Genomic DNA, 22,060 nt, shown 5'->3' on the forward strand with positions numbered 1-22,060 from the left:
GAATGGCATCCACAGAATTCTCGTTCGACGTCGTGAGTAAGGTCGATCCCCAAGAGGTTCGCAACGCCGTCGACCAAGCGCAAAAGGAGCTGATGCACCGATTCGACCTGAAAGGCACAAATTCGGAAATCGAGTTTGAAAAGGACAAGATCACCCTTCTCGGCGGCGACGAAGGCAAGCTCAAGCAAGTGCGGGACATCCTCTTCAGCAAGCTCGTCAAGCGCGGCATTGACGGCCGCATGGTCGAGTACGGCAAGGAAGAGCCAGCCAGCGGACTGACCGTAAAGCAAGGAGTTTCATTCAAGAACGGCATCGCGCAGGACCAAGCCAAGGGACTCATCAAGCAGATCAAGGACTCTGGCATCAAGGTCAACGCCCAGATTCAGGGCGAGCAGGTTCGCGTCAGCGGGAAGAGCAAGGACGACCTGCAAAAGGCGATCAACTTCATCAAGGGACTAGAGCTCGAATTCGTCGTCAACTTCGAGAACTACCGCTAAACAAATGTGGCTTGAGCCAAACGGCTCAAGCCACATGTTTTGATCTCACCGTAGGGCGGCGTTAGCTTGCGCGCTTCACCATTTCTTCGGTCATCAAAATCGGCTTGGTCTCACCCGAAATCGCTCCCGCCGGGACCACCACCTTCTTGACGTCTTCGGTCGAAGGTACATCGAACATCACGTCAAGCATGACCGACTCGATGATCGCGCGTAGGGCACGGGCACCGGTCTTGCGCTTCAGCGCCTCCAGAGCTATCTCCCTCAGGGCGTCCGGTTGGATGTCCAGCGTCACGCCGTCCATCTCGAAGAATCGAGCGTACTGGCGGATGAGCGAGTTCTTCGGTTCGGTGAGGATCTGGATCAGGGCGGCCTCGTCCAGAGGATCGAGCGTCGTCACGACCGGCAAGCGGCCAACGAACTCGGGGATCAGGCCGAACTTGAGTAGGTCCTCAGGAAGCAGCTTGCTCAAAAGGGCATGCTCATCTTCCTTCTTGTTACCCGGCTCGGCGTGGAAGCCCATCACTGAGTGCTTCATGCGGCGTCGGATAATATCTTCGATGCCTTCGAAAGCGCCACCACACACGAACAGAATGTTGCGCGTATCGATCTGAATGTACTCTTGCTGCGGGTGCTTGCGTCCACCCTGCGGCGGAACGTTAGCCACCGTGCCTTCGAGAATCTTGAGGAGCGCCTGCTGAACACCTTCGCCACTCACGTCACGCGTGATGCTCGGGTTGTCGCTCTTGCGCGAAATCTTGTCGATTTCGTCGACATAGATGATGCCGCGCTCGCAGAGTTCCTTGGCTCGTTTCGGATCCATGGAGTCGGCTGACTGGTACAGCTTGAGAAGGATGTTCTCAACGTCCTCGCCAACGTATCCAGCTTCCGTCAACGCCGTGGCATCTGCGATGGCGAAGGGTACGTGCAACACCCGCGCCAAGGTCTGCGCCAGAAGCGTCTTGCCCGAGCCGGTCGGTCCCACCAGCAAGATGTTTGACTTCTGCAGTTCAACATCGGAATCCGAGTTGTCGAGTTCGCTCACCCGCTTGTAGTGGTTGTAAACCGCCACCGCAAGGGCTCGCTTGGCCGAAGTCTGGCCAATGACGTACGAGTTCAGATGCTCCACGATCTGGCGGGGCTTGGGAACCTCGAACTCGACCGGGGCATCTTGGCTGACCGCCCGCGCCGGGACCGAACCACCGGCGGGTTCGCGGACCGGTGCTGGCATGCCCGTCTCGTGCATCAAGATATCGTTGCAGAGATCGATGCAGTCCGAACAGACCGCCCCGTGCAGCCCAACGATCAGCTTCTTCACCTGATCTTTACTTTTGCCGCACAAGCAGCACTGTTCACGTTTTTCTGTAGTCCGCGCCATAAACTATCCTAACCCAATTATCGTTCGCCAGCCTTCAGAACTTTATCGACGATTCCGTATTCCTTGGCTTCGTCAGCCGACATAAAGTGGTCTCGATCACAGTCCTTGCGCACTTGCTCTTCGGTCTTTCCCGAGGCCTTTGAAAGAATCTGCATCAAAATGTCCATATAACGGTTCGCTTCGCGCAAGGCCACGTTCATATCCGCAACCGTGCCACGCGCGCCACCGCTCACCTGGTGGATCATCACGCGACCATTTTCCAAGCAATACCGCTTGCCTTTGGTTCCACCTGCGAGCAGCACTGCACCCATCGAGGCAGCTTGGCCGATACAGTACGTCGCGACTGCGGGCTTGATAATCTGCATCGCGTCGTAAATCGCGAGTCCGGCCGAGACCGAACCACCCGGGCTGTTGATGTAGAAGTGGATGTCCGCTTCGGGATCCTCTTTCTCAAGGAACAGGAGCTGGGCGACCAACAAGTTCGCAACGTAGTCATCGACCTCCGTACCCAAGAACACGATCCGGTCCTTCAGTAGACGTGACCAAATGTCATAGCTGCGCTCGCCGCGCGCGGTTTGCTCGATTACGTAAGGAACACCCATAGTTGTCATTTCCTCCTTGATCTGACGCCAACTTCGTTGCCGTTGTGCCTAAAGAATAGCTCGAAAGCGTATTGCCCGGCGCTCATGTCTTATGAAGATCGGCGTCTGTCCCTTCTCCGCGCAGGTGGCAGACCGACTTTTTGCGCACCTTTTCCGGTCCGCGTGGAACTCTGCCCCCGAGCTCACTCGAAGTACAATGAATTCAAATGCGCTGGCTCCGTGATCCCGAGTCTGTTCTCACTGCGATCTGCGGCCTCGCGCTGGTGGTCGGTTTCTTCCCTGGTCTCGGGTGGATGCACTACGTGAGCGTCGCCGCTGGCGGATACTTCGCCACGATCGACGCGTGGGAGTCGATCCGCAAGCGAGACATCGACGTCCACCTCCTGATGATCCTGGCGGCTTTCGCGGCCGTCGCGATCGGTCACGCCTCGGACGGAGCGGCGCTACTCTTCCTCTTTAGCCTCAGCGCAACCCTGGAGCACATGACGATGGCCAAGACCAAGAATGCCATCGAGGCGCTCATGCGGCTCAAGCCTGAGTCCGCGATCCGGGTTACCGCAGACGGAGATGAAACGATCCCGGCCGAGCGGCTGGTCGTTGGCGATCAGGTCCGAGTACTCGCCTTTCAGCAGGTCCCCGCAGACGGGACTCTGCTAACTGTGAATGCGACGCTCGATGAGAGCGCGATGACGGGCGAATCGAAGCCAGTGGAGCGCTCGACCGGCGAGCCGATCTTGGCGGGCACTCAGAATCTCGACTCGATGCTGGTACTGCAAGTCACGGCCGCGCCCGGCGACAGCACTCTTGAGCGGATCGTGGCGCTCGTCGCCGATGCCCAAGAGAACAAAGCGAGCGGCGAACGGGTGAGTCAGTGGTTCGGCAAGCGGTACACGATTTTCGTGCTCGTCCTCTTCGCGCTGGCGTTGGTCGCCCGACTCGCATTCGGCGTCCCGTTCACCTCGGCCCTGTACTCTGCGCTGATCTTGCTGGTCGCGCTCAGCCCGTGCGCACTCGTGATCTCCACTCCCGCGTCAACGCTCAGTGCGCTCGCCTTTGCCGCACGTCGCGGAATCCTCGTCCGGGGCGGCGAGTTCATCGAACGGGCAGGAATGGTGGACATGGTCGCTCTCGACAAAACCGGCACCCTCACCGAAGGAAAGCCGCAATTGGTCGAAGTCTGCGTAGGCGAACGCGCGGCAACCAGCTCCTGCGCCAGAGTCCCTGCCGCAGTGGGCGGCGGCTGCGGACCCGACTGCCCGACATGTATGGGCATTCGGTGCTGGCACGCTGGAGACGACATAAACGAGCTAGCCCGCGAATCGCTCCGGCGAGCCGCTTCCGCCGAGATTTTCTCCACCCACCCCATCGCCCAGGCGATCGTCGTGGCGGCGCGGAATCAGGCGATCGAGCCCCCGGTCGCAACCACCCACGTGGCCGTCGCTGGCATGGGCATTGTCGCGGAAGTCGAAGGCGTCCAAGTGCGCATCGGCCAGCAGAAGTTCTTCGAAGGCGAAGCGGACAACCTCCCGACCGCATTTCGCGATCACGTGACCGAAATGCAGGGCCGGGGCCTTACGGCTGTCCTCATGGAATGCGATGGGGGTTGGACCGCGTTTGGCATGCAAGACACGCCTCGGCCCACGGCCGCCAAGTTCGTTTCCGACTTGCGAGAATCGGGCATCCGCGATGTGGTGATGCTCACCGGAGACAACGCCATGACTGCGGCGGCCGTCGCTTCGCAGGTCGGTATTGAACGATTCTCGGCATCGATGACCCCCGCCGACAAAGCCACCAACGTCCAGCAGTGGACCCAGCAGAAGCGCGAAGTCATGATGATCGGCGATGGCGTGAACGACGCGCCGGCACTCGCCACAGCCCAGATCGGGGTCGCCATGGGTGGCCTGGGCAGCGATGTTGCGATGAACGCGGCCGACGTGGTCTTGGTCCAAGATCGCATTGAGCGAATCCCCGAACTCATCCGCCTCGGTTCGATGGCCAACCGCATTATCCGCTGGAACCTGGTCTTCGCAGGCGGCATGATCGTGTTTCTGTCGGTGCTGTCTTTCGTCTGGCCCGCCATCCCGTACCTGAGTACGCTTTCCAAGGAGATGCCATTGCCGCTCGCCGTGATTGGTCACGAAGGTTCGACCGTGCTGGTCATCTTGAACGGTCTTCGACTGCTGCGGGGTCCTGCCCCGCTACGCTCCTAAAGGTAAACTCGCGCACCGATGGCGAACTACATCACGAGCGTGGGCATGGAGGTTCACGCAGAGCTTCTGACCCGATCCAAGATGTTCTGCCGCTGCGTGGTGGCCTTTGGCGGAGAGCCCAATACGCGCGTCTGCCCGGTCTGTCTGGGCCTTCCAGGTGCACTTCCAGTCCCCAATCGACGCGCGATCGAGTTCGTGATCCGCACGGCCTTAGCCTTGAACTGCAGCGTGCCGCTGCGTTCGGTCTTCCACCGCAAGAACTATTTCTATCCGGACCTTCCGAAGGGGTACCAGGTCAGCCAGTACGGCGAGTTCAATCCGTTGGGTTACCACGGTTACTTGGACATCCCCGGTGAAGACGGCGGCACCAAGCGCATTCGCATCCGAAGAGTCCATCTGGAAGAAGACACCGGCAAACTCATGCACCTGCCGAGCGGCGGCAGCGGTGTGGACTACAACCGCGCTGGCGTCCCCCTCATGGAGGTGGTTACCGATTTCCCGCCCGACATCCATACCGGCGACGAAGCGAAAGAGTACATGACCCAGCTCCGCAACATCCTCCTGTATCTAGATGTGTGCGATGGCCGGCTCGAAGAAGGATCGATGCGTTGCGAGCCGAACATCTCCGTTCGGCCCGACACTACGGACAAACTCGGAACCAAAACTGAGCTCAAGAATCTGAACAGCTTCCGCTCGGTGCAACTCGGCATCCAGTTCGAGACGCGTCGCCAAATCGCCGTGATCGAGGGTGGGGGGACCGTTCTCCAGGAGACGCGCGGCTGGAACGATGCGAACGAGACGAGTTTCAGCATGCGCGCCAAGGAGTCTGAGAACGACTACCGCTACTTCGAGTGCCCCGACCTCGTTCCCATGCAGTTCACTGAGGAAGAGATCGAGCGGCTCCGCGCCGACCTGCCCGAGCTCCCGCTTGCAAAGATGCAGCGCTACCAGTCCAACTTGGGCCTCAGCAACTACGACGCCGGGGTGCTCGTCGCGGACAAGCACTGGGCGCGCTGGTTCGAGTCGGCAGTCGATGTCGGTGGCGACCCGAAGCTCGTTTGCAACTGGATGAATGGGGACTTCGCGCGGCTGCTCAACGAGACTGGCCAAGTCGTCCACGAAGGCGACGATGCTCACGCGCCGACCAAAGTGTCGCCCGCGCACCTAGTCGACCTCACACGACTCATTGCGAACGGCACCATCAGCGGCAAAACGGCCAAGGACGTCTTCAAAGAGACCTTTGAATCGGGAGAAATGCCGTCATCACTGGTCGAAAAGAAGGGCGCAACCCAGATTTCTGACCCCGACGCGATTGCCGCGCTCTGTCAGAAGGCGATGGATGACAACGCGGATGTGGTCGCCAAGTACCGAGGCGGGCAGACGACGACGTTTGGCTTCCTCGTCGGCAAGGTCATGCGCGAGAGTCAGGGCCGCGCCAACGCGGCAATGGTCAATGACATCCTAAAGCGTAAGCTGGAGGAGCAGTGAGAATCCAAACCCTCGGCGTGATGCTGCTCGTGGCCGGTGCATGGGGGCAAGAGCTGCCAAGCGGCCCGAGCATGAAGACAGCCCCCCGTATGGCGGTATCCCGCGTGGACCGCATCTTTGCCCGGGCCGATGAGTTCGTGGCCAGGCAGGCCGACCGCTGGTTCGATCAAGGCGACTTTCCTCGCGCCGCCCAGGCGTGCCGATTGCGCTCCTTCATGTACCCGGCGGACTACGACGCCGCCACCGACTACGGCTGGCTGTTGGAAAGCATGAACCAGTTCGACTCTGCGCGGGACGCCTACCGTCGATTTCGCCTGGGAAACCCGTTGATGCCGGACCGCGCACTCGCGGAAGCTCAGTTCTGCTTCCTGCGGCTGAAGGACTACAAATCGGTCGTTGAACTGCTTGAGCCCGTGTTGAGCGAGAAACCGCACCCGAACAACTATCGGATCCTGGCCCGCAGCTATGAGAAGCTTGAGAACCTGAAGGACAGCCTGAGGGTGTACGAAAAGCTCATCAAGGACTTCCCCGGCGACGCCGCCGCAAAGCTCAATGCGGAGCGAATTCGAAAGAAACTACAACCAACGTCGTAACGTTGCATATAATGTAATCGCACTCCACCCTTGGAGTGCGACTCTAGGAGGAACCAAGGATGGATCGTCTTACTCCGCTCGAGATTGAGCGCATGGAATTTCCGCGACGTTTTCGTGGGCTTGACCCGCACTCGGTAGAGCTTGCATTGTCTCGCTGCTCCGAAGAGATTGCGCGGCTCAAGTCGGAACTTTCTGACTGCCGCGCTGAAAACCTTCGCCAAAAAGATCAAGTCGAGCTTTTCCTCACCCAAGAATCGAGCCTTAAGGAAGCTTTGATCATGGCGCAGCGTGCCGCAGATGAGACCCGATCTCTTGCTCACCGCGAAGCCGATCTGATACGTGAAAAGGCTCTGGGACACGCTGCAGAGGTCCAGAAAGACGCGGAACTTGCAATCTTTCGTCTGAACTTTGAGGTTGATCGGCTGAAACGAGAGCGATCTCAGATTGTCAATCAGATCCGGCTCCTGCTGGAAGATCAGCTCCGTAGCCTTACCGCAGCAGAAGAGACCATCGCCAAGGGCGCAGTGACACTGGAGATCCAGGAACAGGTTGCCCAGTAACGCAATCCAAGTTCAGGTTCAATCCCGGTCCGCGCAGAGCAAGATCACCGTATCCGACGAAGGCAAGGTCAAGGTGTACGTGACCGCCGCGCCAACCGATGGCGAAGCGAACGACGCAGTTCTGAAGCTGCTCGCGAAGCGGCTCGGCATCGCACCGTCGAGCCTGGCAATCCTCTCAGGACAGACGAGCCGAACCAAGAAGATCGACCTGGGAGCGCTCACCGCAGAAGAAGCAACCCGTCGCGTCCGAGAATCATCGTAGACGTGGACGCAATTCCCATGGGGAATTGCGTCTATGCTAAAGAAGCGCTATGAACCCGGCAGAAACCACTCAAATGCTCAGCAGCGACCCCAATCGTACGATCATGGGCTCGGCACCGACCGTGAACGCGACGATTACGATCAAGCCGGTGCAATGTCCGGTTTGCAAGACCTTCAACCCGATGGGGGTCATGTTCTGCGTTGAGTGCGGACTGATCTTTGACCGGGCTCTGGAGGGCGACGCCTTCGGCGCGCCTGCAATCCAGCTACCAGTTCTCATCGACTCCGCAGGACGCGAGCATCCGCTGCGCCCCGGCTCGAACTCCATCGGTCGCACCGGCGACGTGCTCGTAGAGGATTCGCGCGCCAGCCGTCAACATGCGCAAATCACTTTGGATGGCCAGACTCTCACCCTACAAGATCTAGGATCCACCAACGGAACCAAACTCAACGACGAGAAGCTTCCTGCCCACGAGGACCGCGTCTTGAAGAGCGGCGACAAGATTTCTCTCGGCGGATATGAGATGACGGTGAGCATGCCCGGCGAATCGGCCAAGACTGCGGTCGGCCTATCGAACCGCACCGAAGCGCTCACCGCTGCCCCGACGGTTGATGCGACCGTCGCCTATCTCGTCACCGATGACCGCCGCGACCCGCTGTTACCAGGGGCGAACACGATCGGTCGTAAGTCGGAGAACTCGATTGCCATCCCTGATCCGCACGTCAGCGGTCGCCATGCGGAGATTCAGGTCAGCGACGGCGAGTTCACGCTCAAGGACCTGGGCAGCACGAACGGGACGTTTTTGAACGGGGCGAGGCTCGCAGCGGATCAGCCCATGAGGATCACGCCCGAGGACGAAATCCGGTTCGGCGAACGTGTGGTGAAATTGGAACTTGCCTAGGCGAGATTCGTGCGCCGCTCAATCGTTCCCGGCCAGCGGAAAGCGTGTTTGAACGCGTTCTGCCGGCAGATCTCCATCTCCTTGAAATCGATCACCCCGTGGGTAAGCAGACGCTCAAACTCAAGCGGCAGTCGCACCCCATGGAACGCTGAATTGTCTGTGCAAATGGCAATATCGACCCCAACATCGAAGCATTGTTGAAAAACAGTGCGTAGTTCTCCGTAACTCTTCAAAGTTCCGGTTCGAAAATACGTGGTTGGGCACAATTCTAGGCACTGCTTCCTCCGCGCCAGCTGCGGCAGTAGCTTTGGCATACGCAACGGGATCTGGAGCCCGTGACCGATGCGATCACAATAGGGCAGTAGGTCGGGGAACATCGCGCCCGCCGTCTCGAAGAGGTGGCACGTGACCCTTAATCCTTTGGTCTCCTTAGCATATTTCAGACAAGCAGTGAGATCCTCGATGTTGTCGAAATATGCTTCGTCCGGACCCGCCAAGTCGATCGCCGCAACCTCACCCTTTAATTCGGCAGCCAAATCAACGATGTTCATGTTCACGCTCTTGGGCAACCGAGAGTCCATGCACAGAATCTGGGTGAACTGAATTGGGTACTCGCGGTGAGTCGCAGCCGCAGCAGCCGCGACGGTCTGCACCACCTCGACCATCAGTTGCCGTGCGTCTGCCTCATGCGTTTTCTTCGGGATCCGAAAGAACGGATTGTAGCGAAGTTCCAGATAATCGATGTGCTCGAAGACGTAACATCCCCGCAGCAAGCGATTCACCATGTAGGCGATACTGTCAATCCCTTGCAGAGGTTCGACCAGTTTGTGCGCTTCTAGATATTTGGTTAACGAATCACTTGGGCGTGTCAGTCGCCGTTCCCACTTTTCATAAGTAGGGTACTTGCGCAGGATCTCCACGGCGTGCGCGGTTCGTTCGGCATCCGTACGAGCTTGCCGTGCCTTCTGCATGAACGAGTAGAGAATTCGCGGAAGAACAGCACCACCCAAGTGAAGGTGGAGTTCAGCGTAAGTCCGGGATCCGGTATGCATCGCCATCCGTTCCAGCATTCTAACTCATCATCAACCGGTGTAATATCTCGCGATGGACGTCGAACTGGTCAAGATGCCTCCCCTACGGCTTTTCGCCATCCGCCATATCGGGCCGTACCCACAGATCGGAAAAGCTTTCACCAAGCTCTTTCAAGCGGTCGAGGGTCGGAACATCAAGCAGGGCGATGTGCTCGGCGTCTACCACGATAATCCGCTGGAAGGCGACCCCGCGGCACTTCGTAGCGATGCAGCCCTCGTCCTCGGCGACGATGTCGCCATGCCTCAGACGAATCCCAACCCGCTAGATGGCGAATTGCATGGCTACCTCATCGACGAGGACCTGTACGCGCGGGTCTTGCATGTCGGTTCGTACGAAGGGCTTCCCCAGGCCTGGATGAACCTTGGCCATTGGTTTGCTACGAACAACCGCACGATGTCGGATACGGGTGCGTGTTTCGAGCGCTATCTGAACGACATCTGCGAAACCCCCGAGGCGGAACTTCGTACCGAGATCTACATCAGCATCGTGCCAGAGTAAGGGTAAATTCTAGTTCCGTTGAAGTTGGACGAGAGACTTTTTCAAGAAGAGGCGACGTACGCGGCGATCGAGCAACAGCTGCCGACGGCCTCCGTGGGACCTCTTACCCTAGAATCGGGCGTCCAACTGGACGAGGTTGAGATCGTCTACCAAACCTGGGGAGCGCTGGCACCCCAAGCGGACAATGCAATCCTCGTTTGCCATGCCCTCAGCGGCGATAGCGATGCCGCCAGCTGGTGGTCTCGCATCGTAGGCACCGGCCGTGCACTCGATCCCGATCGCTACTTCATCATCGGCACCAACGTACTGGGCGGTTGCCGAGGCTCGACCGGCCCCCTCAGCATGAATCCTGCAACGGGCAGGCCCTACGGCGGCGAATTCCCTGCCATCACCATCGGAGACATGGTCACCGCCCAGCAACGGCTTATGCAGACGCTGGGGATCGACTGCCCGCTGCTCGTTTGCGGGGGAAGCATGGGCGGTATGCAGGCGCTGGAGTGGGCGCGTCGCGACGCAACCAAGAGCGTATGGCTCACTGCCTCGTGCGCCCGTCACAATGCCATGCAGATCGCCTTCAACGAGGTTGCTCGCCAGGCCATCTTTGCCGACCCTAAGTTCAACAACGGGCATTACAACCCCGATGACGCTCCCAATGCCGGGCTCGCCGTGGCACGCATGATCGGCCACATTTCGTACCTCAGTGCGGACTCCTTCGAGCACAAGTTTGGGCGTCAACGCCAAGCAGATGCTCCCGAGCTCTTCCAAGTCGAGAGCTACCTTCGCTACCAGGGCAGGAAGTTCACAGGCCGATTCGATGCCAATAGCCTCATCGCGCTTACGCGTGCGATCGATACCTACTCCTGCGATTCGCTGGCCGGAAGCACGGCGCGATGCCTCTGGACCGCATTCAGTTCTGACTGGCTGTATCTACCCAGCCAAAGCGAAGAGCTCCACGCCATGGCCCTAGCGGCCGAGCTCGAGAGCCATCTAGAGGTCATCGACCTGCCGTTCGGTCACGATTCGTTCCTTTTGGACGACCAAGTTCAGGCGGCTCGGGTCACCGAGTTCCTGGGCTAACGGCGACCGTACATCCACATCAGAAAGCTGGGGAACCGCTGCGCCCACGCCCGCTCGTTATGCTGCGCCCCCTTGTCAATCACGACGGTCACGTTCTCACCCATTTTCCAACCGCGCGCAACAAACGCTTGGCCGAGCCCCTTCGCGGCCGCTTCCGCCTCAGGGGCTTCTTGAGTCCCCATGTCGATCCAGAACCGGCTGGCAAACGCGCGAGGCAACGCCGCTACCCTTCGAGTCATGGCCCCGCCACCCACCCACAGCGATGGGGAGAAGACTCCTATGCGATCAAACACCTCGGGGTGCGCGAGCCCCAGGTGGAGACTGATGATGCCGCCAAAGGACGACCCGCAGACGCCGACTTTGCCCGGCGCAACGCGGTAGGTCTTCTTGATAAAGGGCAACACTTCGCCGATGAGGAACGCCGCGTACTGATCGGCCTTGCCGCCCATCTTCTGCCCACCGCCCGCACGGATCTCCAGCGGCAAGTACTCGTTGCCGCGGTCCATGCCCGCGTTGTCCACACCCACGATGATGATCGGCTCGATCAGCCCAGCCTCGATCAGCGAGGTAGCGGTCTCGTCGGCCCTCCATTCTTGGTTTGGGATAAAGCTACGCATGCCGTCGAAGATGTTCTGACCGTCGTGCATCAGGAGCACCCGGTAGCGCCGCTTGGGGGATGCGTCGTAGCCTGGAGGCAGGTACACCGTCACCTGGCGTTTGTTCCCTAGGGACTTTGATTCGAAGTCCGGGTGCACCCGGATGTCTCCAGTCAAGCTGGTCACGCGGGTCTGGGCCCAAGTAAGCGAAACTGTGAGCCCGAAGAGGCCGAACATAAGCTTCCGCATTAGTCTCAGGCTACCCGAGGTTGGGCCGTGCCATACTCCACCGGGAATGGAGCGGATCTTCGCGGCGGCCGATATCGGGAGCAACACTTGCCATCTGCTGGTCGCAGGCACCGACGGCAAGACCATTCGCCGAATCGCGAACGAGAGCGATTGGCTCTCGCTTGGCGAAATCGTCAGCCGCGAACGCGTGATCCCCGCACCGCTTGCCAACCGGCTCATTGCCACCCTTCGTCGCTACAAACGACTTGCGACCACTTCTAACGCCGAGCGACTTTACGTTTTCGCGACCGAAGCCATGCGGCTCGCGGAGAATCACGAAGAGATCATGGCCCGGCTGCGGCGGGAAGTCGGCATTGAGGTCGACCTGATCTCCGGTGAGGTCGAAGCCCGTTACAGCGTGCGCGGCGTCAGCCAAGACTGCCCGGGAGAGTTCCCCGCGCTGCTGGTCGAAGTCGGCGGAGGCAGCGCACAAGTCGCTCACTACTCCCAGGGCTCCATCCAGCACGAATTGTCACTCCCACTGGGAAGTGGACGCCTCATCGCCGAAACGGGCCTTGAAAGCCCAGCCGCCCCGGCCCAGATTCGCTCGATGCACAACCTGATCGACCGAGAGATCGAGTTCTGTTCCTCCTTCCCTCCCGTGCGACGTGTGGTGGCTAGCGGCGGCATCGCCCGCGGGCTGATTCGGGCGCTTCACCCTGATGGTGAAAGAACCCTTAACATAGTCGAGATAGACTACGTGGCTTGGGCGGCAGCACGACTCGATGTGGAGCAGATCATGGCGCGGTTTGGTGTGAAGTTCAAGCGCGCCTCAACCCTGCTTCCCGGTGCGAGTGTTATTCGAGCTCTGCTGCATTGCTTCCGACAACATGAACTGATGGTCAGCGAACACGGCGTTCGTGAAGGTGCCATTTTTCAGATGTACGAAGGCAGTTTGTAATGGGCAGACAGAAATCCGGGCGTTCGAAAGCTCCTCTCAACGGCGAGCACTACACGAATCGCGAGCTCTCGTGGCTCCGGTTCAACGAGCGCGTGCTTGAAGAGGCGGAGAACGCTAGTAACCCACTCATCGAAAGACTTAAGTTCCTTGCGATCTTCGAATCAAACCTCGACGAGTTCTACATGGTCCGCGTCTCGGGCCTAATCGAGCAGGTCGCGGCTGGCATCTCGGAGACCTCACCCGATGGTCTCACCGCGCGCGAGCAGCTTCAAGTGATCGAGGAGATGGCGCATCCCCTGCGGCGTCGTGCGGGGATGCATTGGCAAGATGTCCTTCGGCCCCAGCTTGAGCAGAGCGGGATCACGATTCGGCGCGTGGACGAGCTAAGCGAAGCAGACCGCGCGAGCCTCGACGCGTACTTCATGCGCGAGGTCTTTCCAGTTTGCACCCCGCTCCTTCTCCACCCGGCCCACAACGTGCCGTTCATCTCGAATCGATCGCTCAACTTGGCGGTTTTGCTGCACGATCCCGCGAGTGGAGCAAAGCTCGGCCGGGTCAAAATCCCGAGTGTCGTCCCCCGGTTTGTTCGCGTCACCAAGCGGCGCAATGAGTACGTTCTCATCGAGGACCTCATCAAAGCAAACCTGAGGCATCTGTTTTTGGGGGTCCAGATCCGCGGAGCCCACCCGTTCCGAGTGCTTCGCGACGCTGACATCGAGATTCGCGAACTTGAGGCAGCCGACCTCATCACGAGCATCGAGAAAACCATCCACATGCGACGTTTCGGAGACCCGGTCTTGCTCCAAGTCAGCCCGACGATGCCGCGCGAGACCATTCGTACTCTCATGCGCCTGCTTGAGCTCGACCAGGAGGACGTGATGGAATTGCCGGACATGCTCTCCCTGGACTCGCTGTGGGATCTCACCAGCGTCGACAAGCCTTCCCTCCGCTACGCACCCCACACGCCGTTCACCAGCGATAAGTTCTCGTCGCCCCGAAACATCTTCGATGCGATCTCCGAGAAGGACGTGTTGGTCCACCACCCTTACGACAGCTTCCGGTCCGTCGAGGAGTTCGTGAGCAGCGCGGCCCAGGACCCGCTGGTTGTCGGGATCAAGCAGACGCTCTATCGAGTGGGCGAGAAATCCCCGATCGTCGATTCGCTGATGGCCGCGGCAACTGCTGGCAAGCAGGTGGCCGTGCTCGTCGAGCTCAAAGCCCGCTTCGATGAGAGCAACAACCTAACGTGGGCACGGGCGTTGGAGCGTGCCGGAGTGCATGTGACGTTTGGCTTCACCGAGCTCAAAACTCACGCCAAGCTATGCTCGATCGTGCGGCGTGAGCCCGGTGGGCTTATGACTTACGCGCACATCGGCACCGGCAACTACAATCCGGCCACGGCAAGGGTGTACACGGACCTCGGGCTCTTCACCTGCGATCCCGAGATCACTCAGGACATCAGTGAATTGTTTAACTTTTTGACGGGTTTCTCGAAACAACAAACCTACCGAAAGCTCCTCGTCGCCCCGATCAACCTGCGCGAAGGGATCATCGACCGGATAGAGCGGGAGACACGCCACCACCGCCGGCACGGCGGCGGGCGCATCATCTTCAAGCAGAACGCACTCGTCGATCCGGAAGTGGTCGATAGCCTCTACGAGGCCAGCGGAGCAGGAGTCCAAGTGGACCTCATCGTTCGCGGCATCTGTTGCCTCCAACCTGGAATACCGGGAGTAAGCGAGAACATCCGGGTTTGTAGCGTTGTTGGGCGATTTCTTGAACACAGTCGCGTCTACTATTTTGGCAACCACGGCACCCCCGAGGTTTTCATCGGCAGCGCGGACCTGATGCGCCGCAACCTGGATCGCCGCGTCGAGGCTCTTGTACCCGTCGAAGATCCCCGTCTGATCCAACTTGTCCGCGAACAAGTGCTCGATCCGGTGTTCCACGACAACACGAACGCATGGGAGCTGGATTCGCAAGGTATCTACCACCGACGCAAGGCGGGCCAGGAGAAGGACCGATTCTCTAGCCAGCAATACGCGATCAACCACCCGCTAACCCAGATCCAGTTTCCGGGCGCGTGAGATTCGTCGCATAATAAGTACATGCTCACCCCACCAGACTCCTCCGGCCGCTTTGGCGCGTATGGCGGGCGTTACGTTCCCGAAACGCTCATTCCTGCGCTTGAAGAACTGGGCCAGGAGTTCGAGCGGGCATGGTCAGATCCAGCGTTTCGGACAGAGTTTGACCGAGCCCTGAGTGAATACGTCGGTCGGCCCACGCCTCTTACCGAAGCGCGTCGCCTCAGCGAGCTCACTGGCTACCAGGTTACGATCAAGCGCGAAGACCTGAACCACACCGGGGCGCACAAGATCAACAATGCGCTCGGCCAGTGCCTGCTCGCTCTGCGCATGGGCAAGAAGCGGATCATCGCCGAGACCGGTGCCGGGCAACACGGCGTTGCGACCGCCACAGTCTGCGCGCTGTTTGGCCTGAAGTGCGAAGTCTACATGGGCGAGGAGGACTGCGCCCGTCAGCAGCTCAATGTCTTCCGCATGAAGCTGCTGGGCGCGCAGGTGCACCCCGTTTCGAGCGGGACGCGCACCCTGAAGGACGCCCTCAACGAAGCGATGCGGGATTGGGTCACCAATGTCGGCGACACCCACTACATCATCGGGACAGCCGCGGGTCCGCATCCCTATCCTTTCATGGTGCGTGAGTTTCAATCGGTCATCGGGACCGAAGTACGTGCCCAGTACCTCGAACGCTATGGTCGGCTACCGGATGCGGGCATTGCCTGCGTCGGTGGCGGGTCGAACGCCATCGGATTCTTTGCAGGGTTTGCCAACGACCCCGATGTCAAGCTCTATGGGATCGAAGCGGGTGGGCTGGGCCTCGCATCCGGCCAGCACGCCGCCCCCCTGAGCGTCGGTTCGCCGGGGGTGCTGCACGGATCGTTTAGCTACCTGATGCAAGACGAGGACGGACAAGTCCTGGGAACCCACAGCGTGTCCGCAGGCCTCGACTACCCTGGCGTAGGCGCAGAACACGCCTTCTTGAAGGATTCCGGTCGCGTCGCGTACTCGGCGGTTACCGACGAGGATGCGCTCGCCGCATTTCGTAAGCTAGCGGAGTTGGAAGGGTTGATCCCGGCATTCGAATCGGCCCATGCATTCGCACCCCTGTTCGTTCCCGGATGGTTGCCCGAGGGCACCCGGGTGGTCGTCAACATGAGTGGGCGCGGCGACAAAGACATGGAGTCGGCCGCGCGGATCTTGTCGCTTTAGGAAGCTGCTTCCACGAGCTCCAGGCCAAACGCCCGCATCTCACTCGGCAAGAATCCGAGGTAGTCGCGGCACGCGTCACGCAAGCCCTGCGAGGACGTAAATCCCGATTCGACAGCAATCTCATCGATCTGGGGCCCGACCGTCACCACGCGCCCAATCGCTCGCTCGGTACGGCATCGCTCCACAAACTCGGGGAAACCGTATCCCACAAACGCCTTAAACGTACGGCTGAGGTGGAAAGGCGAATAGCCAGCGTGCGAGGCAGCCTCGCGGAGGGTCCACGGCTCTTGCGGTCGCTGCCGGACCTCGTACATGAGACCGCTGATGGCATCAGGAAACTCGCTCTTGGGATCCTGAGTCAGTTGGTAAGCCACAGCGTTTGTCATCGCCTCGCCGACCGCCAGCCCAAGTGAGCCGCTGATCTTAGGCAGATTGCGCTCTGACTTCTCGCCCGCGCTAAGTACCAAAGTGTCGAAGACGTCGCCGATGAACGAGCCGGTAGGGCATGAGGCCACGCCCACCGCTCCGTCAACGCCTGATTCGGCCGAAACCTCGGTCCACCATTTGCGCAACGACTCGGTCCCTTGGAACGGCCAATTGTAAACAAGGTGCCGGTGCTCACCACGACCCAGCAGCGCACTGACCACAACCGGTCCTGAGGCCACCACGAGGCTCCTCGGCAGTACGATGGTCGCTTCGGGCTCACCCGATTTGCGCACCAACATAGTGCCCGACAGATTCAGCAGAACGAAGAAGTGATCGAAGGAGATATCCGCGCTCCAACGCATCGGTTTTCGGCGCGTCGCCGACTGGAGCACAAGTGTTAGGTCGTCGCCGCGAAACACGGATCGGTGAGACATTTCGCCGTCAGTGACCGAATGGTGATAGTAAAACCTGTAGCCCGGCTCGGCGAACATCTGTCTCATTGTATTTGTCTACCGCAGTAGCTCCCCAATCATTCGCATATCGCCAGCGAAAAGTCACCACTCTCTGGTACCAATAGGTGCATGCTGTCGCCAGTTCGCGTGGCCGTGCTCGGGGCAACCGGAGCCGTTGGGAAGGAGTTTCTAAGGCTTTTCGAGTCTCGGGGGCTGCCGATAGCCGAACTCCGTCTGCTTGCCAGCGAGCGAAGCGCTGGCAAGGTCATGCAGTTTGCCGGTAAGTCGGTAACGGTCGAGGCGGTTCAGGACTCTTCATTTGACGGCATCGACGTCGCGTTCTTTTCCGCAGGGGCAACGCGCAGCCGCGAGTTCGCCGAAGCCGCGACCTCACGCGGTGCGCTTGTCATCGATAACTCCAGCGCATTCCGGATGGATCCCAGCGTCCCGCTTGTAGTCCCCGAAGTGAACCCGGACGCGGTCCCCGCAGGCTGCAAGCTGATCTCCAACCCTAACTGCACAGCGGCGATCCTGCTTATGGCCGTCCATCCGCTTCGCAAGCTGGGCACAATCAAGCGGATCATTGTCAGCACCTACCAAAGTGCGAGCGGGGCGGGAGCAGCAGCGATGGAGGAACTCGCCGAGCAGACACGCGACGCGCTCGAAGGCAAGCCACTGACGCCTCGGATCATGCCGCACATCTACGCTTTCAACCTCTTCAGCCACAACACGGCCATCAACGCGGAGGGAGACAACGAGGAGGAGGCAAAGGTCAAAGAAGAGGTCCGAAAGATCCTCGCCTTGCCTGACCTCGCGATGAACGTCACCTGCGTTCGGGTGCCGGTCATGCGCGCGCACAGCGAATCGGTCACCGTTGAGTTCGAGGACAGCGCGCCCAGCGAAGACGCCGTGCGAGCCGCCCTCGAAGCTGCACCCGGAGTCCGCCTGGTCGATGATCGTGCCGCGAACCACTTCCCAATGCCGAGCGAAGCCTCGGGCCAGGATGATGTCCTTGTTGGACGCATCCGTCGCGACGCATCCCACCCATCCGCCGTTTCGCTGTTCATCGCGGGTGATCAGCTACTCAAAGGGGCGGCCCTGAACGCCGTGCAAATCGCCGAACACGTCCTCTCAAACTAAAACCATGAACAACAACACTCGACTACACACCATCCTGCGCGTCTATGGGATTCTGAACATCCTAGGCGGGATTATGGGGTTTGCCATGGCCAAAAGCTTTGTCTCACTCGGCATCGGCATGGCCGCTGGCGCGCTGATCCTGATCCTGGTGCGCTTGACGGCAACAAAGCCTGCGATGGCATATCGGTCTCTGGGCATGGTGGTCTTGTGCTTAGTCGGGTTCTGGGGCTACCAAGTCTCGCAACCGCACGAAAAGAGCAGCGCCATGGTGAGGGCTGTTGTCTTCTTAGCTCTCGGACTCTATGTGCTGGGGTCTCTTGCCAACGCCCACTTCGCCGCGCAGAAGAACAAGGCCGCTTAGCCCAGTCTCAGAATCGGCATCTCGACTAGCTCGGCCCCGACCGTGCCACTGGCCGATTGGACCGTAACCTCTTCACCCGAGTAGGCGACTTCGCGGCGGACGTAGCCAGCTGCAATGAATCCGAAGTCCGGACTCTCAAAGGCACTCGTGATGACCCCCGCGTCGGGGCGGCGAGCATGGGTGATCGCGTCTCCGGGGGTCACCAAAGTGTCGGTGTACATCCCCATCCACTGGCGATTGACGTGCCCACGGCTGTGCAGGCGCATGAGAACCTCTTGGCCCAGGTAGCAACCCTTCTTGTAGCTGATTGTCGCCGATTCGAACGCCGCGCCGAGTTCAGGCAGCAAGGTCTTTGAGTCGGTATCGACTCCAAATTGAGGTGAGCCGAACTCCATCGACGCCATCGCATAGGCTTCAGATGCGATCGTTGGGAATCGATCAGCGAGCTCCGCAACCAGCCGGTCGCCACCTGCGGGCACCATGACCACCCAACCGCCGCTCCCGGTTCGGTTGCTTCGCAGGACCCGCACGGGGACACCCAGAATCTCGGCAGTGACCGAATTCAATTGCGGCAGGCTCACCAAGTCCCCCAGGCGCTCGGTAGCGTTAGGGCCCTGTACGCAGATGAGCCGGTCGGGGCTGGGGACGGCGCTGACCTCTTCCAGGATCACCATCTTATCGGCTCGGCGCAGCAGAACCTCCGCTCCGGCCGGGTCAGTGATGACTACCAGCTCGTCATCCATGGCCCAAAGGCTCCCGATCGCTTCCAGTTGCCCTGTCGCCGAGCAAAGGCAGAACTGCAAGAATGCGCCCGGCGCAAAGTAACGCAAATCGTTCGTGATTTGCCCCTGCAACCATCCGTTTCGATCCCCGCCAGTCAAGATCACAGCCTGACGCTGAGTGAGTTCCAGGATGCCGCAGTCGTCACGAATCAGCCGGTAGCTGTCGTGGACGGAGAGCGGTTGCGCAAGAGAAGGTAGAGTTTCACTCATACGAATTGGCTCGCTGGGGGGTCGGACACAGCAAAGCGCCCGCCACTGTGACGGCACTGTCACAACGTTCTACGAATTTTATCCCGTTTACACTCCATGCGCTTGGACAGAAAAGGACTTTTGGTCGGCTTTGTGCTCATTACCGGCAGCTCCGTGCTCCACCGATTTGAGCGTGCCGCTGCCGATGACATCCGCGCAAGCCTTGCTTCGGCACCCAGGAAGATCACCGTTCGTGCGGTGCCAGACGGTCCCGTCAACGGTCTCGCGGGGATGTTCAAGAGCGTTGAAATCCGTGCGTCTGGATTCTCTACGCCGGGTTTGCCCATGTTCACTGAGCCGGATCGGAGCCAGAAGGGCCAAGTGCAGATGCTCCGCATCGCGCTCAAGGACTTCATGCTCGGCAAACTCCGCGTGGAGTCTCTCACAGCCGAGATCCCCGATTGCCGATTCGACCTGGCGCTGGCTCTCTCCCAGCGCAAGTTTCGATTGAGCCGTAGCGGGGCCGGTGTTGGTAGCGTAATCGTTCGCCAGGAGGACATCCAGAGTTTCATCCTCGCCAAGTTCCGCGAGATCAAATCCTGCGTGGTTACGATCCAATATGGCAAGGTGCGAGTCAATGGCAGCGGCGATTTTCTGCTCGCGAAGGCCGATTTCGAGGTCCTCGCCCGAGTCGAGTCGCCCGATGGGAACGCCCTGATGCTCGTCGATGAGAAGATCTGGCTCAACGGCAGGCGTGCCGACGCTTCCAGTCGCAAAGCACTCTTGAAAACCCTCAACCCCGTGCTCGACTTGCGGAAGGACCTGGGGTTGTACGACGCGATGAAGGTGGACAAAATCGTCCTCACCCAAGGCACCCTCACCGCCAGCGGCGTCACCAAGATCCCCGACTTGCCCATGCCCCAAAAGTAGGCTGGGCGGGCCTCCTAAAGAAGGTCCGCCCAACTTCTTCGCGCACTCGGAGCGCTTACTTGTGAATCGCGTGACCCATGGCGTCTTCCCACGCTTCCAGAAACGCTTCGGCAAGCGTCGGGTGGGCGTGGATCGTCTCTGCCATCGATTCGAGGGTCGCTTCGTGCTTGATCGCGGTGGTTGCCGTGGCGATCATGTCGGTCACGTGCGGTCCAATCATGTGTACGCCGAGGATCTCACCGTACTTGCGCTCCGCGACGACCTTCACAAACCCGTCCTGCTCGGCGATGGCCATCGCCTTGCCAAGCGGTCGGAAGTTAAACTTACCCACGGTGATGTTCTCGGCACCGTACTTGGTCTTGGCCTCGCTCTCGGTCATACCGACGGACGAAACCTCCGGCACGGTGTACACACAGTTCGGGACCGCCTTGTAATCGAACATCTTGTTCTGACCGCGAACTATGTTTGTCACTGCACAGATGGCTTCCGCACTCGCGACGTGGGCGAGTTGGATGCGTCCGGTCACGTCGCCAATCGCGTAGATGCTCGGCGCATGGGTCTGGAAAGTGTCGTCCTTGAGCTCGACCCCGCGCTTGTGGAGTTTTACGCCGACCTTGTCCAGGTTCATCCCCTCGGTGTTCGCCTTGCGACCCACGCCTAGGAGCACCACCTCGACATCGATCTCGCTCGTTTCCGTGCCCTTCTTGACCGTGCAGCGCCAACCCGACTTGGTGCGAGAACACTTCTCCAAGGTCGCGCCCGTATGAATCTTGACTCCCTGGCGACCGAGCTGCTTGCCCAGTTCCACCCCGAGTTCCTCATCCATCATCGGGATCAGCGACGGCATCATCTCGCAAAGGTGAACTTCTGAGCCCAGACCGTTGAAGACGTAGCTGAACTCGACGCCGACAGCCCCGCCCCCGAGAACGAGCATGCTCTTCGGGACCTTGGGAGCGGTCACAGCGTCGTCACTCGTCCAAACTCCTTCCTCTCGGCCGCCTTCGAGCCCGGGGATGTTGAGCTTGATGACGCTGCTGCCCATGGCAAGCAGGAAGTTCTTCGCGCGCAGGGTTTGCTTCTTGCCGTCCTTCTCGACTTCGATCGTATGAGCGTCGACAAAGCTGGCGAACCCTTCCACGTGCTGGATGCCGTTCTTCTTGAAGAGCATTCCCACCCCGCCGCGCAGGGTCGTGACAATCTTGTTTCGGCGCGTGCTGAACTTCTCGAAGTCTAGGCTCACGTCACCGTTGACTACGACTCCCAGTGCCTCCGCATGCTTCACGTGCTGAAGTCGCTCCACGCTCGCGATCATCGCCTTGCTGGGGATACATCCCCAGTTCAAGCAAGTTCCACCGAGATACTCCTTCTCGACGCAAATCACCTTTGCGCCTAGCTGGGCCGCGCGGATCGCGCCGACATAGCCCCCGGGTCCCGCTCCAATCACGATTACGTCTGCATCAAAGTTTTGTTGTGCCATCGGATATTCCAGTTCTTGTACGTCCGCCAGACTCGAAATCTCGCGAATGAGCGACTCGATTCCACGCGGCAAC

At 59.8% G+C, this 22,060-nt stretch carries 22 protein-coding genes; 15 read left to right on the top strand and 7 right to left on the bottom strand.

Annotated elements, in window-relative coordinates; translation table 11 throughout:
- The first annotated feature begins 2 nt into the window (after positions 1-2).
- The gene (locus JNM85_06510) at positions 3-497 is read left to right on the top strand and encodes a YajQ family cyclic di-GMP-binding protein (protein ID MBL8087707.1); all 495 of its coding nucleotides are present in this window, start codon (positions 3-5) and stop codon (positions 495-497) included.
- Positions 498-558: 61 nt separating this feature from the next.
- On the opposite strand, the gene clpX is transcribed toward JNM85_06510, so the two are convergent.
- Together clpX and JNM85_06520 are read right to left on the bottom strand one after the other, a co-directional pair.
- Positions 559-1,872 carry an ATP-dependent Clp protease ATP-binding subunit ClpX gene (clpX, locus tag JNM85_06515; GenBank protein ID MBL8087708.1) on the bottom strand — a complete coding sequence of 438 codons (1,314 nt, stop codon included), beginning with the start codon at positions 1,870-1,872 and terminating at the stop codon, positions 559-561.
- Positions 1,873-1,889: 17 nt separating this feature from the next.
- Positions 1,890-2,483: an ATP-dependent Clp protease proteolytic subunit gene (locus JNM85_06520; protein ID MBL8087709.1), complete on the bottom strand. Its 594-nt coding sequence runs from the start codon at positions 2,481-2,483 to the stop codon at positions 1,890-1,892.
- A gap of 197 nt (positions 2,484-2,680) precedes the next feature.
- On the opposite strand from JNM85_06520, the gene JNM85_06525 reads away from it, so the two are divergent.
- Genes JNM85_06525 through JNM85_06550 form a run of 6 tightly spaced genes read left to right on the top strand, consistent with a single transcriptional unit; the run spans position 2,681 to position 8,488 of the window.
- A complete protein-coding gene (locus tag JNM85_06525) occupies positions 2,681-4,684 on the top strand; it encodes a cation-translocating P-type ATPase (protein ID MBL8087710.1) in 2,004 nt (667 codons plus the stop codon).
- An 18-nt stretch (positions 4,685-4,702) separates the two neighbouring features.
- Complete coding sequence (gatB, locus tag JNM85_06530; protein ID MBL8087711.1) at positions 4,703-6,172, top strand: Asp-tRNA(Asn)/Glu-tRNA(Gln) amidotransferase subunit GatB; 1,470 nt, start codon at positions 4,703-4,705, stop codon at positions 6,170-6,172.
- Entirely contained in the window at positions 6,169-6,765 is a 597-nt protein-coding gene (locus JNM85_06535; protein ID MBL8087712.1) for a tetratricopeptide repeat protein, read from the top strand. The genes gatB and JNM85_06535 overlap by 4 nt, the downstream gene beginning before the upstream one ends.
- A gap of 59 nt (positions 6,766-6,824) precedes the next feature.
- Positions 6,825-7,325: a DivIVA domain-containing protein gene (locus JNM85_06540; protein MBL8087713.1), complete on the top strand. Its 501-nt coding sequence runs from the start codon at positions 6,825-6,827 to the stop codon at positions 7,323-7,325.
- Positions 7,315-7,587: a DUF167 domain-containing protein gene (locus JNM85_06545; GenBank protein ID MBL8087714.1), complete on the top strand. Its 273-nt coding sequence runs from the start codon at positions 7,315-7,317 to the stop codon at positions 7,585-7,587. Before JNM85_06540 ends, JNM85_06545 begins: the two co-directional genes overlap by 11 nt.
- 49 nt (positions 7,588-7,636) lie before the next feature.
- Entirely contained in the window at positions 7,637-8,488 is an 852-nt protein-coding gene (locus JNM85_06550; protein ID MBL8087715.1) for an FHA domain-containing protein, read from the top strand.
- Here JNM85_06550 and JNM85_06555 read toward each other — a convergent pair.
- Positions 8,485-9,540, bottom strand: coding sequence for an adenosine deaminase (locus JNM85_06555; protein ID MBL8087716.1), 1,056 nt, complete (start codon positions 9,538-9,540; stop codon positions 8,485-8,487). The two genes, JNM85_06550 and JNM85_06555, sit on opposite strands and share 4 nt — an antisense overlap.
- Before the next feature lie 52 nt (positions 9,541-9,592).
- On the opposite strand from JNM85_06555, the gene JNM85_06560 reads away from it, so the two are divergent.
- Complete coding sequence (locus JNM85_06560) at positions 9,593-10,078, top strand: GyrI-like domain-containing protein (GenBank protein MBL8087717.1); 486 nt, start codon at positions 9,593-9,595, stop codon at positions 10,076-10,078.
- Between the two features lie 18 nt (positions 10,079-10,096).
- Positions 10,097-11,155 (top strand): homoserine O-acetyltransferase, encoded by a 1,059-nt coding sequence (locus JNM85_06565; protein MBL8087718.1) that lies wholly within the window; start codon positions 10,097-10,099, stop codon positions 11,153-11,155.
- Here JNM85_06565 and JNM85_06570 read toward each other — a convergent pair.
- On the bottom strand, positions 11,152-12,000 hold the full coding sequence (locus tag JNM85_06570; protein MBL8087719.1) for an alpha/beta hydrolase: 849 nt from the start codon (positions 11,998-12,000) through the stop codon (positions 11,152-11,154). The two genes, JNM85_06565 and JNM85_06570, sit on opposite strands and share 4 nt — an antisense overlap.
- Positions 12,001-12,046: 46 nt before the next feature.
- Between JNM85_06570 and JNM85_06575 the strand changes: the two genes are divergently transcribed.
- From JNM85_06575 to trpB, 3 genes are read left to right on the top strand one after another with little or no spacing between them, the layout of a single operon-like run.
- Positions 12,047-12,940: a hypothetical protein gene (locus JNM85_06575; protein ID MBL8087720.1), complete on the top strand. Its 894-nt coding sequence runs from the start codon at positions 12,047-12,049 to the stop codon at positions 12,938-12,940.
- The gene (gene ppk1, locus JNM85_06580) at positions 12,940-15,027 is read left to right on the top strand and encodes a polyphosphate kinase 1 (GenBank protein MBL8087721.1); all 2,088 of its coding nucleotides are present in this window, start codon (positions 12,940-12,942) and stop codon (positions 15,025-15,027) included. Before JNM85_06575 ends, ppk1 begins: the two co-directional genes overlap by 1 nt.
- A gap of 21 nt (positions 15,028-15,048) precedes the next feature.
- On the top strand, positions 15,049-16,230 hold the full coding sequence (gene trpB / locus JNM85_06585; GenBank protein MBL8087722.1) for a tryptophan synthase subunit beta: 1,182 nt from the start codon (positions 15,049-15,051) through the stop codon (positions 16,228-16,230).
- On the opposite strand, the gene JNM85_06590 is transcribed toward trpB, so the two are convergent.
- Positions 16,227-17,156, bottom strand: coding sequence for a helix-turn-helix transcriptional regulator (locus JNM85_06590; protein MBL8087723.1), 930 nt, complete (start codon positions 17,154-17,156; stop codon positions 16,227-16,229). The genes trpB and JNM85_06590 overlap by 4 nt on opposite strands.
- A gap of 81 nt (positions 17,157-17,237) precedes the next feature.
- On the opposite strand from JNM85_06590, the gene JNM85_06595 reads away from it, so the two are divergent.
- A complete protein-coding gene (locus JNM85_06595) occupies positions 17,238-18,248 on the top strand; it encodes an aspartate-semialdehyde dehydrogenase (GenBank protein MBL8087724.1) in 1,011 nt (336 codons plus the stop codon).
- 4 nt (positions 18,249-18,252) lie between these two features.
- The gene (locus JNM85_06600; protein MBL8087725.1) at positions 18,253-18,609 is read left to right on the top strand and encodes a hypothetical protein; all 357 of its coding nucleotides are present in this window, start codon (positions 18,253-18,255) and stop codon (positions 18,607-18,609) included.
- Here the strand turns inward: JNM85_06600 and JNM85_06605 are convergent.
- Complete coding sequence (locus tag JNM85_06605) at positions 18,606-19,601, bottom strand: hypothetical protein (GenBank protein ID MBL8087726.1); 996 nt, start codon at positions 19,599-19,601, stop codon at positions 18,606-18,608. The genes JNM85_06600 and JNM85_06605 overlap by 4 nt on opposite strands.
- A 102-nt stretch (positions 19,602-19,703) precedes the next feature.
- Between JNM85_06605 and JNM85_06610 the strand changes: the two genes are divergently transcribed.
- Positions 19,704-20,510 (top strand): LmeA family phospholipid-binding protein, encoded by an 807-nt coding sequence (locus JNM85_06610; protein ID MBL8087727.1) that lies wholly within the window; start codon positions 19,704-19,706, stop codon positions 20,508-20,510.
- A gap of 55 nt (positions 20,511-20,565) precedes the next feature.
- Here the strand turns inward: JNM85_06610 and lpdA are convergent, their stop codons facing one another.
- Entirely contained in the window at positions 20,566-21,987 is a 1,422-nt protein-coding gene (gene lpdA, locus JNM85_06615) for a dihydrolipoyl dehydrogenase (protein MBL8087728.1), read from the bottom strand.
- Between the last annotated feature and the right edge of the window lie 73 nt (positions 21,988-22,060).

It is taken from the genome of Chthonomonas sp., from assembly GCA_016788115.1.
In the GTDB taxonomy this organism is placed as follows: Bacteria; Armatimonadota; Fimbriimonadia; order Fimbriimonadales; family Fimbriimonadaceae; genus UBA2391.

Excerpts from the sequence above, each read along its gene's own strand:
- JNM85_06520 (MBL8087709.1), bottom strand. The coding sequence starts at position 2,483 with ATGACAACTATGGGTGTTCCTTACGTAATCGAGCAAACCGCGCGCGGC.
- JNM85_06540 (MBL8087713.1), top strand. The coding sequence starts at position 6,825 with ATGGATCGTCTTACTCCGCTCGAGATTGAGCGCATGGAATTTCCGCGA.
- JNM85_06550 (MBL8087715.1), top strand. The coding sequence starts at position 7,637 with ATGAACCCGGCAGAAACCACTCAAATGCTCAGCAGCGACCCCAATCGT.
- JNM85_06525 (MBL8087710.1), top strand. The coding sequence starts at position 2,681 with ATGCGCTGGCTCCGTGATCCCGAGTCTGTTCTCACTGCGATCTGCGGC.
- gatB (MBL8087711.1), top strand. The coding sequence starts at position 4,703 with ATGGCGAACTACATCACGAGCGTGGGCATGGAGGTTCACGCAGAGCTT.
- JNM85_06590 (MBL8087723.1), bottom strand. The coding sequence starts at position 17,156 with ATGAGACAGATGTTCGCCGAGCCGGGCTACAGGTTTTACTATCACCAT.
- JNM85_06605 (MBL8087726.1), bottom strand. The coding sequence starts at position 19,601 with ATGAGTGAAACTCTACCTTCTCTTGCGCAACCGCTCTCCGTCCACGAC.
- JNM85_06600 (MBL8087725.1), top strand. The coding sequence starts at position 18,253 with ATGAACAACAACACTCGACTACACACCATCCTGCGCGTCTATGGGATT.
- JNM85_06595 (MBL8087724.1), top strand. The coding sequence starts at position 17,238 with ATGCTGTCGCCAGTTCGCGTGGCCGTGCTCGGGGCAACCGGAGCCGTT.
- trpB (MBL8087722.1), top strand. The coding sequence starts at position 15,049 with ATGCTCACCCCACCAGACTCCTCCGGCCGCTTTGGCGCGTATGGCGGG.
- JNM85_06510 (MBL8087707.1), top strand. The coding sequence starts at position 3 with ATGGCATCCACAGAATTCTCGTTCGACGTCGTGAGTAAGGTCGATCCC.
- lpdA (MBL8087728.1), bottom strand. The coding sequence starts at position 21,987 with ATGGCACAACAAAACTTTGATGCAGACGTAATCGTGATTGGAGCGGGA.
- clpX (MBL8087708.1), bottom strand. The coding sequence starts at position 1,872 with ATGGCGCGGACTACAGAAAAACGTGAACAGTGCTGCTTGTGCGGCAAA.
- JNM85_06575 (MBL8087720.1), top strand. The coding sequence starts at position 12,047 with ATGGAGCGGATCTTCGCGGCGGCCGATATCGGGAGCAACACTTGCCAT.
- JNM85_06570 (MBL8087719.1), bottom strand. The coding sequence starts at position 12,000 with ATGCGGAAGCTTATGTTCGGCCTCTTCGGGCTCACAGTTTCGCTTACT.
- ppk1 (MBL8087721.1), top strand. The coding sequence starts at position 12,940 with ATGGGCAGACAGAAATCCGGGCGTTCGAAAGCTCCTCTCAACGGCGAG.
- JNM85_06555 (MBL8087716.1), bottom strand. The coding sequence starts at position 9,540 with ATGCATACCGGATCCCGGACTTACGCTGAACTCCACCTTCACTTGGGT.
- JNM85_06560 (MBL8087717.1), top strand. The coding sequence starts at position 9,593 with ATGGACGTCGAACTGGTCAAGATGCCTCCCCTACGGCTTTTCGCCATC.